The organism is Acinetobacter sp. 1294596 (assembly GCF_000582925.1).
GTDB lineage: Bacteria > Pseudomonadota > Gammaproteobacteria > Pseudomonadales > Moraxellaceae > Acinetobacter > Acinetobacter radioresistens.
On sequence record NZ_JFCC01000024.1, the window covers coordinates 1 to 12,892 of the forward strand.

Below are 12,892 nucleotides of genomic sequence, written 5' to 3' on the forward strand. Positions count from 1 at the left end.
GGAGAGTTTCCAACTGAAGAAACGGTGGATGCTGATCTGATCAATGCGGGTAAGCAGACCGTAACAGCCCGGCCCGGCGCTGCATTTTTCTCAAGTGCCGAGTCCTTTGCCATGATTCGTGGTGGACACGTCAATATTGCGATTTTAGGGGCAATGGAAGTTTCCGAACAGGGAGATCTGGCCAACTGGATGATTCCGGGCAAGAAAGTTAAGGGCATGGGCGGAGCCATGGATCTGGTTGCAGGTGTACAAAAAGTCGTAGTGCTGATGGAGCACTGTGCGAAAGATGGAACACCAAAAATTGTAAAACAGTGTAGCCTGCCACTTACAGGTAAAGGTGTAGTCCACCGGATTATTACAGATTTAGGGGTAATGGATGTCACCGAACAGGGAATCGAGCTGATTGAACTGGCTGAACAGGTAAGTTTTGAAGATATTCAGGCTGTAACCGGAGTCAGGCTCATCAATACAATTTCTACAGAACTGGCAGATTAAAATATTTAAATACAAATTTTAAAGTGGTTGTAAACAGCCACTTTAATAAGCTTTGGGAACTAAAAAATTTAATTCAATTAGGATATAAATTTAAAGTGAATAATTAACTATTAAGGACGTGTTAAACTTTGTAAAAAAAAATTAAGAGTGTATCTATAATATATTTTTTTTATATTACATATAAGAAAGGAATCCAAATAATAAGAATTATTCTCTTTTAAATCAATCTATAAAATTGCCTATAATTTCTACAAAATATAAAAATTATCTCCAGTCAGCTAATTTTATAAATAAATTAAATACTTATAAAAGTTTTTATTTAGCCTGCATTTATACTGACAATGTTTACATAAGTTCTCGAATTAGTTGCATTTTTCAATATACAGTTTGCTAAGCATATTGCAAACTGATCATGAGCTTATCAATGACCCTTTTATTTCACTCCAGAGATCTCAAGGTCATTGTTCTCCTCAGCTGGGATAAGAAAGTCAGATAATGGCTTTCTTAGCTCCCATTTAGGGCCCCTTCACTCTCGCTCCCAACCAGGGGCTCTTTTTTTACCTATTAGTTTTGATAGCAGCCGTATCATTAAGCGCAGTAAGATTTTTCTGGTCGTCTCTCTGCTGATTGTTATATTTAGTCTCAATAGCCAATTCAATCATTTCCAGTTTTTCCAAGGTAGCCTCCCGACCAGCTTGCATGCTGGCTTCACGCCCACGCACATCAAAAATATGGGCTTTTTCATGTAAGTCAGGCTGGATCACTATATCAGCATACTTCAACTCTTCATTAGCTAGCCGGTTCTGCATGATGTTAATATTCTGATTAAACAGCCCCCAGACATTTGAAGTTTCGGTATGAGTAGGCTGTGCCAGAATATCAACTGCAATAATAATATCAGCGCCCAGATCACGTGCCACCTCAACCGGTACCGGACTGGTCAGTCCCCCATCAACATATTCTTTATCACCAATACGGGTAGGAATAAACATGCTCGGAATAGATGCCGATGCGCGTACTGCCTGTCCGGTATTTCCATAGTTAAATACAGTACGGGCACCCTCTTTGAGTTCAGTGGCTACTGCATAAAAAGGTATTTTCATTTTTTCCAGCGGCATGTTATCAACCTGCTGATTAATATAGTCTTCAACTTTCTTGCCATCAAAAAAGCCTTTCATATCCAGGGTAATATCGCGTACATCAGTGGCTTTCATATTAAGAGCAATACTCCGCAGCTCTTTTGCAGATTTTCCACTGGCATATATAGAACCTACAATACTGCCCGCACTGGTTCCCACAATAAAATCTGGACGGATTCCCTGCTGCTCCAGAACCTCAATTACCCCTATGTGCGCATAGCCCCGGGCACCGCCGCTACCCAAGACCAAAGCCACAACTGGCCGCTGCTCTAGTGTTTTAATCTGAGCAAAAGGAACCTTTTCAAACTGTGCCCGTGCATCAGTGACCATCTGTGCAGCCTGTGGCTCAGATGTTTTAAAATGTTGGCAGCCGGTCAGGCCGACCAGACTCATCCAGAGTAAGCAGAATGTGAGCTGTTTCATGGGCACTTGAGAGATCTGAGTTATTTTTCTGAAAAAGGAATTGTAGAAGTACATTTCAGAAATTGCTGTATAAAATTTATTTAAATTGTCATGATTGGACTTTAAACTCAAGCCATTTGTGAGAAGAATATCGATCATGAATTTATCTGTTCAGTATCTCACTATTTTTCTTATTTTTTTAAAACTGGGTTGTACCTCATTTGGAGGACCAGCTGCACACCTGGTCTTTTTTCACCGCACCTTTGTTGAAAAATATTGCTGGCTGACTAGCGATGAATATACGCAACTGGTCGCATTAGCCCAGCTTCTTCCCGGCCCTACCAGCAGTCAGGTTGGACTCGGTATCGGTTACTTACAAAGGGGTTATGGGGGCGCTCTTCTGGCTTGGCTTGGTTTCACCTTACCCTCTATAATTTTAATGCTGGGCTGTGCACTACTGAGCGTTTCCCTGTCTTCCTGGCTTTCTTCATCAGTTTTTCATACAGTACAACTTATCGTACTGGCCGTCGTAATTTTTGCTTTCTGGCAAATGTTAAAAAACTTCTGCAGTACGGTCTGGCAATTTATTCTGATGCTGACTTCAGCACTTATTATTTATGTTATACCGCTAGCCATGAACCAGCTGCTGGTGATTATCTTGGGTGGCGTGGCAGGATTATACTGCGTTCATACAGCGAAACTTGCTGCACCAATAGTTGTAAAAGATCAGCCAGAAATACAAAAAAATGTCTCTACACCCTTTCGTGCCTATTATTGGCTGTTGATATTTGTTGGCCTGTTTATATTACTTTTTATCATGCAATGGTGGGCACCTTCTTTTGCTGTACAAATATTTGAAAGTTTTTACCGTTCAGGCTCACTGGTATTTGGCGGAGGACATATTGTGCTTCCTCTCTTATATCAGGAATTGGTAACGTCCAGACTAATTGAAGAATCAAATTTTGAACTAGGTTATGCCTTTGCACAGCTTGTACCTGGGCCTTTATTTACTTTTGCTTCTTACTTGGGTGCATTTTTACCGGTTACTTCTTCCCCATTAATTAATGCAGCGATTGCTACAGCCGCCATTTTCCTTCCTTCATTTTTACTGATTTTTGGAACGCTGCCTTACTGGTCTATCTTATTAAGGCAGACAAAAATTCAGGCTGCGGTTTATGGAATCAATGCCGCAGTAGTCGGTTTACTGCTGGCAATGGTAGTGCAGCTCGGACAAAAAGGTATCCAGCACTGGAGTGATATAATTTTTGTTGGACTTGTTATTGCTTTACTGAACAGTAAAATTCCGGTTCTATTGAGTTTACCACTCTCATGTTTAGGCTATTTTTTATTTTCACTTTATTTCTGATCATAAAAAAGCTCCTCGCAAGGAGCTTTAAACAAGTTCTACCAAATATCTGAATCAACTTTCTTCTTGAGTTCCGGATACTTATCTATTTTAAATTCCGGCTCCTTAATGCCTTTTTTAAGCTGAGAGCTATAATCTTTCAATAACATTCGCAAGAAAGGCGTCAGGAGTAAAATAGCAAACAGGTTAATTGTTGCCATTAAGCCCATGGATAGATCCGCCATTGACCAGACCAGTGGTACGCTGGTAATCGCGCCAAAATATACCATTGCCAGTACCAGAAGACGAAATACAAACATGACTTTTGGCTGATTATTGATAAATTGAACGTTACTCTCAGCATAGGCGTAATTCCCGATAATAGAAGAGTAAGCAAACAAGAATAAAATCAGGGCCAGAAAATCATCACCCCAGCTACCGATCTGACTGACAATGCCATCTGGGTGAGCGTAACGCCCTCAAAACCTGCTTCATGATACAGACCGGAAGCCAGAATGATAATCGCAGTACATGAACACACTACAAAGGTATCTACAAATACTCCAAGCATCTGTACTAGCCCTTGGTCTACCGGATGTTTTACATCTGAAGCAGCTGCAGCATTCGGTGCAGACCCCATGCCGGCTTCATTTGAAAACAGGCCACGTTTAATACCTTGCATCATAGCCATCGATACCATTGCACCAAAAAAACCACCCGCAGCAGCATCAAACTTAAAGGCTTCAGTAAAGATCAGTTTGAATATATCTGGAAGAATACTGAAATTTATTATGGCAATATAAAGTGCAACTGCCAGATAGAGCACAGCCATTAATGGCACCATACGCTCTGCCACGACCGCAATACGCTTGATTCCACCAAAAATAATTGCTGCGGTCATAATGACCAGTACTACGCCAACCCAAGAAACTTCAAAACCCAGTCCACCCAGATCAAGCATAACATTTGCACGGTCCCAGCCCCAGGCATGAGCAGTTGCATCTACAATCGAGTTAGCCTGTACTGCATTAAATACAAAGCCATAAGCTAAAATAAGAGAGAGTGCGAATACAACGCCTAACCATTTCTGCTTTAAACCTTGGGTAATGTAATAAGCTGGCCCGCCACGGAATTGCTGGTTCTGATAATCACGTACTTTAAATAGCTGTGCCAGTGAGGACTCAACAAATGCTGAACTCATCCCCAGAAATGCAGTAAACCACATCCAGAATACGGCGCCCGGACCACCAATTGCAATTGCAATTGCGACACCTGCAACGTTCCCTACCCCAACCCGACTCGCCAGACCCGTAACAAAAGCCTGAAACGGGGTAATACCATGCTGATCTTCACCTTCTTTACGGCTGCCCTTCATTACACGGATACTGTGTAAGAACAGGCGAATCTGAACTGCGCCGGTTAAAAGTGTATAAAACACTCCAACCACCACCAGAAAGACCACCAGAAAATCCCATAAAGGATCATTAAAGAAACTTACCCAAGCCATTAAACGGGTATTTAGTTGTTCATCCATACAATCTCTTGCTACTCAAATTTGTAAAATATCGCCGACTTCAACCTCAATAAAAAAGCCCCGTATGAGGGGGACTTTTTTATGAATGCCTGTTAAGCAAAGAATTTTAGAATCAGCTGAATCACGGTTGCGTTGATCAGGTCAACAAAGAAAGCGCCACATAATGGTACGATCAAAAAGGCTTTATGTGATGGACCATACATATTGGTAATCGCCTGCATGTTTGCAACCGCTGTTGGGGTTGCGCCCATACCAAAACCACAGTGGCCAGCAGCCAGTACTGCGGCATCATAATTTTTGCCCATTACCCGGAAAGTAATGAAAGCTGCATACAATGCCATAGTTAAAGTCTGTGCGCCTAAAATCACTACCAGTGGACCTGCCAGATCAGCCAGTTGCCACAGTTTTAAAGACAGTAATGCCATAGCCAGATAAAGTGACAGTGAAGAATTACCAAAGACATCAATTGCACGATCAAAGATATCAACTTTGAATATACTTTCTAGAACGTTACGCAGAACTACCCCACCGCCCAAAGCCCATACAAAGGTTGGTAGTTCAAACCAGGTACCTTTACTGTAACCCGTCATAAACTCGGCAAAGGCCAGACAGGCAGCGAACATGCCCAAGGTCGTAATCGCATTGTCAGCAGTAATCAGGCGTACCTGATGCGGATTTTCAAAAGGTGCAAGCTCGGGAAAATCGGGTGCAGGATGTGTATCCCGATCATTAATCTGACGCACGGTGCGTGGCTGAGACAGGTTGTATCGGTTAATTAAAAGTTTAGCCAATGGGCCGCCAATAATACCGCCAATAATCAGACCGAATGTTGCACTGGCCATCCCCAGAGCAAGTGCGCCTTGAATACCGTGTTCAACTTCCAGGATTTCGCCCCAGGCACCCGCTGTACCATGCCCACCGGTCAGAGTAATTGAACCTGCTATCAGACCGATCAGCGGATCAACTCCCAGCAAACTGGCCAGACTCATACCGACTGCGTTTTGTACTACAATAAATGAAGCAACACAGATCAGGAATACCACCAAACCGATACCACCTTCTTTTAGCTTCATAAAGTTGGCACTTAGGCCAATGGAAGCAAAGAAAATCAGCATGAAACTGGTCTGTAACTCACTGCTAAAAGTAATACTGTAACCCCAGAGGGAATGCACAAGTAACGAGACTACCGCAGCAACCAGACCACCGGCCACAGGTTCGGGAATGTTATAACGACTCAGAAAACCAATCTTGTTTACAAGGAAGCGGCCAAGAAGTAAAACAATTACTGCTGCAATAAGCGTGTAAAACGCATTAAAGGTAAATTCCATAAGAAGATCCATCAAATATGGCTAATGTCTTTCTTCATACTTTATTTTATATAAAATGCCGATTTTATAATCTATAGGCAACTTTACTTCAAATAAATTAAAGCATGCTGTAATCACAAGAATGTATCGCGTCTTTAAGTTAAGGATACATGAACTGTTCTATCTAAGAACGGAAAGTATCAAAACTCGACTGTATTACATCTTGTCTTATATTGAAGAAACATGGCCTTTGCATTTGGACCCCCATCCGGGATGCAAAACACAGCAACTTTAATGTATGGGTAAATACATGTTGAAACTGCTGAACAGGCTTAATACTGAGAGATAAACTCATTATAAGCTCCAAACTGTTGAATGAGTTCTTCTATAGAATACTACCTAGAAGTTGACTCGATGGAAGTTAAATTATCTTGGGTGTACAGATTAAAAAATTTGCTGATTATGCAGTTTTTTTTAAGGGATGTCTTGGGGGGATTGCAAATTTATCTACGACCTTAGTCTGACCTTTTTACTTCATTTTTATTGGAATTAGTCGAAAATATAAGAAAAATTCTTATTTGAATATAAAAAAACTGAGACATGTGCCTCAGTTTTTATTTTATTTACAATGATTTAGAAATCGTATTTAGCCATCATGCCAATGCGATTATCTTTACCTTTGTCACCGGCAGCAGTTTCACGCTCACCATACACATATTCAGCACCAAAAGTGATTGGTTTAACCGGATTAAACATTACGTTTAACCAGCCTTGTTGTAGCTGATCATTTTGCGAGCCAGTTGCATCATCATAGAATATTGCGCCGTAGCCCAAGGTACTACGCCACTGCGGTGTGAACTTGTAGGTCGCGCCTAAAGACACAGCATTAAATTCATTCAGCTCAATACCATCGCCCTCAGGGGTATAACGGTTTTCTGTGTAAAGCAGGAACTTGTCATCACCCTTAACATGAGAATAATCAGCATTTAAGGTTAATTGGTCAGTTGGTTTAAAGTTGGCACCCACTGCCAGACCCCAGCCTAATTCTGTTTCATCGAAATAAGGCGCTGTGCTATTTAAAGCTCTCGCGCGCACTTCCTGTAACAGCGCACGACCAGTTACTACGCCTGCACCATCAGCAAATTTATGGTTAATTTTAGCAGTAGCTGCTGGCAGGCGGTTATCATCATTACCTTTTTCCAGACCCAGGAAGTAGCGGGTATTGGCATCTAGAGTATGGCTATAACGTACCATTGGAGTACGGTAGGTTCCGATACCCAGCGGTGCATTAAAGTCGAGCATTTCTGGTGTAGTTTCAGAAGAAAGGAATGATGAAGTAGTCTGACCAAACAACCAGTCATTATAAGTCAGGTAGGCATGACGAATACGTACTGTGTCATTGCTGCTTCCACCACGGAAATCGACTTCAACTTTACCCCCAATATCTGCACCCTGGATTGGAGTTTTAAAATCCACTCCGATACGTGTAGTAGTCGCAGTTGCATCAAACCGATCTTCAGTGGCTTCCTTATCTGACGCATTATCCAGAGTTACTGTATTAATGCGGTTAAAGATCCCTCTTCCACCTTCAAACTGATAAGCTGCATCACCACGGACAAAACCATAAAGCTTAACTTCCGCACCATTTGCTGTGCGGGCTGTTAAACCGGTTGCAGGCGTAGCAGGTGCCGGCGGGCTGGCATTATTTCCAGACTGCTGAGATAAAGGTACAACTTGAGGTGTAGCTTGCAGTGCTGAAGAACTTGCTACAGTATTTTGCCCCTGATTGGAAGCTTGAGGTAAATGCTGGTGAATCAATGCCTTAAGTTCTTTAACCTCAGCACGAAGCTGTTGAAGTTCTTGTTGTTCTGTCATGGCATGTGCCGAGTTCATCATCAGTGCAGCAACTGCAACCGCGAGTCCCTGTGGCAGAAAAGCTTTTCGGCTAGATACTTTGCTCATCCTAATCTCCAGAAATATTATTATGTCCGCATCCGTGCAAGGTTGGCCAGGTCAGCCTGCAAGTTCAATTATGCTATTCCTTAAGTACTGCCAAACTCTTTTAAAAGTACTGCACTTAAATGCTTACAAAAATTAAAATAAAAACGCTAAAATTCCGTTGTTAGTAACATAATGTGTATTACTTAGGGCTAATGTAACAAGTTCTCTTTGTTATTAAAATCAGTTTTAACGTCTATCTTTAAATTTACGATCGTTTTTTGTGATATAAAACACAAATACCTTATTATTCTTAAGGTTATAAACCGGTATATAAAGCTATTATTTTATTTATAAGACTATTGTATATAGTAGAAGTAACTATAAATCAGCCTGAACCCGGTATTTTTATGAACCCTGAGCAAGTTCGCCATGTCGATGAAGCCATCACTTCCCGTCATTCAGTCCGCGCATTTTTATCCACTCCAGTAGACCCAAAACTGATTCGGGATATTCTTTCAGTAGCCAGCCATGCGCCTTCCGGTACCAACACTCAGCCTTGGAAAGTATATGTTGTTTATGGCCAAAAGCGTGATGCTCTAGTTGAAGCCGTATGTCAGGCCCAGATTGAAAGCAGTCAACATCCAGAACTGGCAGCACAATATAAAGAAACTTTTGCCTATTATCCCTCTACCTGGATTTCCCCTTTTATTGACCGGCGTCGTGAGAATGGCTGGGGACTATATGGTTTGCTAGGCATTCAAAAAGGAGAAAAAGAAAAAATGGCTGAGCAGCAGTTACGTAATTTCAAACTGTTCGATGCACCAGTTGGCCTGTTTTTTACCGTTAATAAAATTATGGGAATCGGGTCGAAGATGGATATTTCCATGATGATTCAGAATGTGATGGTTGCCGCTAAAGCTCGCGGTTTAGATACTTGCCCGCAAGCTGCCTGGAATCATTTTCACCCCCTGGTTTTAGAAATTCTGGGCGCTGCGGAAGATGAAGAACTGGTTTGCGCAGTTGCGCTAGGTTACGCAGACCCAGAAGCACTGGTTAATACGTTTATTACTCCACGCGAACCGGTAGAAAATTTTGCAGTTTTTCTGGATTAAACCACAAGAGATCTTTTATAGATTCCTTTAACTTTAATCCTTAAAGAGCTAGAGAGTTTCTAGTTTTAAATATACTGGCCACACCAATTACGATAAAGAACAGCATTACCAGTGCCATATTTAGCAGGGGGCTCCAGAACAGAAAATTCAGGATTAATCCGCCAACCAGGCCACAGGCAAATTGCATACTCCCCATGATTGCGCTGGCTGTACCGGCACGACTGCCTTGCTCGGCCATCGCCAAGGCCATTGCATTTGGTCCGGTAAAACCAATACCCGATACAGCCAGAAACAGTCCTGACATCACAATAGCAAGTGCAGTATCGTCATACAGTCCTGCACCAAGCAGAATAAAAACACCCATTAACTGGAGAATTCCACCAAGCTTTAAACGCTGTATGATCGACATATTTCGGGCCAAGCGTTTATTAATGGATGAAAATAGGGTAATCCCTACAGCATTAAATCCGAAAGCATAGGCAAAGTGCTGCTGACTTAGATGATATTGATCAATCAGGACGGATGCAGCTGAACTGATATAGCAAAACAGTACTGCGCCAGTAAAACAGCCAATCACCATCGGACCACGGAAACTTTTATCCTGAAAAATTGTTTTATATAAACTGAGCACCTGTCTCGCACTTAACTTTAAACGACGTTCAGGTTGCAGGGTTTCCTTAAAAAATAAAGCGACACAAATACAGCAAATTATCCCAATCAGAGCTAAGGCAACGAAAATAGCATGCCATTCAAAATAGATGAGGAGCAAGGCGCCTAAGGCCGGTGCCATAACAGGCGCGATTCCCATCACAATCATCATACTGGCAAAAGCCTGTGCAGAAGCTTGAACATCCAGCCGGTCACGGATTGCAGCACGGGCAATCACAACACCCACACATCCGCCTAGAGCCTGTAATATTCGGCTGAAAATCAGGCTCCATTCACTGGTAGCAAATGCACATAGCAGACTGGCCACGACGTACAGAAGCAAACCAAAATAGAGAGGTTTTTTCCGTCCAATACGGTCACTGACCGGACCATAAATCAGCTGTCCGACAGCAAGTCCCAAGAAATAGGCTGGCAAGGTATTGGCCACCATTTGTGTACTGACGCCAAATTCCTCTGCCATGCCGGGTAAAGCCGGCAGATACATGTCGATCGAAAGCGGGCCTAAAGCAGTCAGCGAGGCCAGCAGCATCAGCCATGGCAAGCTGTAGTGCGAACGGCTATTATCCTTGGATAGGTCCATAGATGATTGATGAATTTATAAGATTAAAGACAAGCTTACACGCTCCATAGTATGATTTGTCATAGTGATTCGTGAAGTTTCACATTATGCAGTGCCTTTGAATAATTTTTATACAACCTGTTCTTAAAAAGGTGTCGATTGAAAGCTTGGCTTACCCGTGTTCAGCAGGCCACGTATAATACGTCCTTCATGTATAACGTGCGCATGATTATTGCCTTTACTGCAACCGCATTTGTGCCTTATCTGCTGGGTCAGCAACTGGCGACCATTCCTTTAACTTTGGGTGTAGTCGCGGCTGCACTAAGTGATATTGATGACCGTTTTTCAGTCAGGATTATGAATCTAGTCTATACCTATATCGGGTTCTTTATCACGGCTGCTTCTATCCAGTTTCTGTTTCCCTATCCAGTCCTGTTTGCAATCGGGCTGATCATTTCCTGTATTGGCTGGATATTGCTCGGTTCTCTGGGTCGGCGTTATGCAACTATTTCATATGGCTGTCTGGTTATTTCAGTTTACTCAATGTTGGGAGTACACCTGTTTGATCACTGGTATAGCCAGCCTTTGCTCTTGGTCGCAGGCGCAGTCTGGTATGGAGTGATTTCCACCATCAGTTTCCTGCTATTTCCAGTACGTCAGGTACAGGATAAACTTTCCCAATGCTATTCGGCACTGGGTGATTTCCTGTTTGCCAAATCTGCCCTGTTTGATGTTGATATGACACCCGACAGCTATCAGCAAAGTATGATTGACCTATCACTTGAAAACGGCAAGCTTGTGGGTATTTTCAATGAAATGAAAACTGCCCTGCTCACCCGATTAAAAGGTGACCGGGGTCAACGTGATACCCGTCGCAGTCTGCACTATTATTTTGCGGCCCAAGATATTCATGAGCGGGTTGACTCAGCTCATATTGACTATCAGAAACTTGCGAAAATCTTTGAACATAGTGACATCTTGTTTCGTTTTCAGCGCATTCTCACTATTCAGGGCAAGGCCTGTAAAGACTTGGGTGAAAGTATTTTAAAGCGGACGACGTACCAGCATAACCGCCGCTTCAAGCATGCATTTGAAAACCTGCGTATTTCATTAGAGAAGCTGCGGGACGAACAGTATTATGATCAGGTTTGGGTAAATGCACTGTTTGCCTTGTATCGCAACCTAAAATCGATTGATGCCCAGCTGCGTAATGTTGAAACTGAACGTTATGTAGTTGAAAGAAGCAGATACCTTGAAAACCAGCTTAAAGATGATGATTTAAAAGGCTGGGATGATATTGTAATTCGTATCAAGCAGCATCTGACACCAGAATCTGTCCTGTTTCGCCATGCTGTGCGTTTATCAATTGTACTGTTTATAGGGTATGTGTTCGTACAACTCACCAATATTCAATATGGTTACTGGATTTTGCTCACCGCCCTATTTGTAAGCCAGCCCAACTTTAATGCTACCAAGCGCCGCTTACGTTTGCGTATTGTAGGTACACTGGTCGGTATTATTATTGGATATGCCATTTTATATTTTGTACCTTCAATAGAAGGCCAGCTTTGTTTACTGGTATTAAGCGGCGTTCTGTTTTTTGAGCTGCGCAGTAAACAATATGCCCAAGCTACTGCATTCATTACCATCTTAGCCCTTATCAACTTCAACTTGGACGGAATGGGATTTACCGCCGCCTTACCGCGTATGATAGATACCCTAATCGGCTGCGCGCTGGCATGGTTCGGTGTCAGCTTTATCTGGCCTGACTGGAAATTTCGCCGATTGCCACGCAGTATTCAGCGAGCACTCAGTGCACAGTGCGACTATTTAAATGAAGTCGTTCAGCAATATCATGAGGGCCGTAACAATGGTTTAACCTATCGGATTGTTCGCCGTAGCGCGCACAATACCGATGCTGAAATGGCATCTCTCATTTCTACCTTGGCAACTGAACCCGATTTTGATCCGTTACAGAAAAGTCGGGCATTCGAATTTTTATGTCTGAGCCATACCTTTTTAAGTTACATAGCAGCATTAGGTGCTCATCGGGAACAGGTAAAAGACCAAGAGATTCTTAAACTGCTAGATCAGGCTTTAGATGACATACGCGGCGCTCTGTTACGTGATGAGACACCAGACCTGAGTGCCCAGAATATACTTATTGCAACTCGCGAACGTCTCAGACAAAATCATGAAGAAGATCAAAAGTCTCTGATTATTCTGCAACAACTTTCACTAATGCTCAGTATTTTGCAACAGCTCAGTACGCTCAAGCAAAGCCTTAGCAATGAGCAGGATAATGCTGCGACCGAATTGGCTTCCTTGTAATTCAGTCTTAAATTGGCACAATATACTCCCTGAACGGGCAGAATTAATGCTAAACTTT

8 protein-coding genes and 1 pseudogene are annotated in these 12,892 nt (G+C 42.5%); 4 read left to right on the forward strand and 5 right to left on the reverse strand.

Annotated features, from left to right (window positions below; genetic code table 11):
- Nucleotides 1-495 (forward strand): succinyl-CoA--3-ketoacid-CoA transferase (locus J502_RS09615; RefSeq protein WP_034683934.1); only part of this gene is annotated, 495 nt, incomplete at its 5' end.
- A 557-nt stretch (nt 496-1,052) separates the two neighbouring features.
- On the opposite strand, the gene J502_RS09620 is transcribed toward J502_RS09615, so the two are convergent.
- Nucleotides 1,053-2,057, reverse strand: coding sequence for a patatin-like phospholipase family protein (locus J502_RS09620; protein WP_034683954.1), 1,005 nt, complete (start codon nt 2,055-2,057; stop codon nt 1,053-1,055).
- Nucleotides 2,058-2,193: 136 nt separating this feature from the next.
- Between J502_RS09620 and chrA the strand changes: the two genes are divergently transcribed.
- Entirely contained in the window at nt 2,194-3,402 is a 1,209-nt protein-coding gene (gene chrA, locus J502_RS09625) for a chromate efflux transporter (RefSeq protein ID WP_034683936.1), read from the forward strand.
- 38 nt (nt 3,403-3,440) lie between these two features.
- On the opposite strand, the pseudogene J502_RS09630 reads toward chrA, so the two are convergent.
- From J502_RS09630 to J502_RS09640, 3 genes and pseudogenes are all read right to left on the reverse strand, one after another.
- Nucleotides 3,441-4,915, reverse strand: a pseudogene (locus J502_RS09630) (alanine/glycine:cation symporter family protein).
- A 92-nt stretch (nt 4,916-5,007) separates the two neighbouring features.
- Nucleotides 5,008-6,243 carry a sodium/glutamate symporter gene (gltS, locus tag J502_RS09635; RefSeq protein ID WP_005016037.1) on the reverse strand — a complete coding sequence of 412 codons (1,236 nt, stop codon included), beginning with the start codon at nt 6,241-6,243 and terminating at the stop codon, nt 5,008-5,010.
- A gap of 612 nt (nt 6,244-6,855) precedes the next feature.
- On the reverse strand, nt 6,856-8,184 hold the full coding sequence (locus tag J502_RS09640; protein WP_034683939.1) for a DcaP family trimeric outer membrane transporter: 1,329 nt from the start codon (nt 8,182-8,184) through the stop codon (nt 6,856-6,858).
- Between the two features lie 386 nt (nt 8,185-8,570).
- Here J502_RS09640 and J502_RS09645 point away from each other — a divergent pair, with 386 nt between their 5' ends.
- Entirely contained in the window at nt 8,571-9,275 is a 705-nt protein-coding gene (locus J502_RS09645; RefSeq protein WP_005406950.1) for a nitroreductase, read from the forward strand.
- A gap of 40 nt (nt 9,276-9,315) precedes the next feature.
- Here J502_RS09645 and J502_RS09650 read toward each other — a convergent pair whose 3' ends face one another.
- Nucleotides 9,316-10,524 (reverse strand): multidrug effflux MFS transporter, encoded by a 1,209-nt coding sequence (locus J502_RS09650; RefSeq protein WP_034429049.1) that lies wholly within the window; start codon nt 10,522-10,524, stop codon nt 9,316-9,318.
- A 138-nt stretch (nt 10,525-10,662) separates the two neighbouring features.
- On the opposite strand from J502_RS09650, the gene yccS reads away from it, so the two are divergent.
- A complete protein-coding gene (gene yccS, locus J502_RS09655) occupies nt 10,663-12,834 on the forward strand; it encodes a YccS family putative transporter (RefSeq protein ID WP_034676168.1) in 2,172 nt (723 codons plus the stop codon).
- The last annotated feature ends 58 nt before the right edge of the window (nt 12,835-12,892 follow it).

Coding starts and splice junctions, on each gene's coding strand:
- J502_RS09620 (WP_034683954.1), bottom strand. CDS start 2,057: ATGAAACAGCTCACATTCTGCTTACTCTGGATGAGTCTGGTCGGCCTG.
- chrA (WP_034683936.1), top strand. CDS start 2,194: ATGAATTTATCTGTTCAGTATCTCACTATTTTTCTTATTTTTTTAAAA.
- gltS (WP_005016037.1), bottom strand. CDS start 6,243: ATGGAATTTACCTTTAATGCGTTTTACACGCTTATTGCAGCAGTAATT.
- J502_RS09640 (WP_034683939.1), bottom strand. CDS start 8,184: ATGAGCAAAGTATCTAGCCGAAAAGCTTTTCTGCCACAGGGACTCGCG.
- J502_RS09645 (WP_005406950.1), top strand. CDS start 8,571: ATGAACCCTGAGCAAGTTCGCCATGTCGATGAAGCCATCACTTCCCGT.
- J502_RS09650 (WP_034429049.1), bottom strand. CDS start 10,524: ATGGACCTATCCAAGGATAATAGCCGTTCGCACTACAGCTTGCCATGG.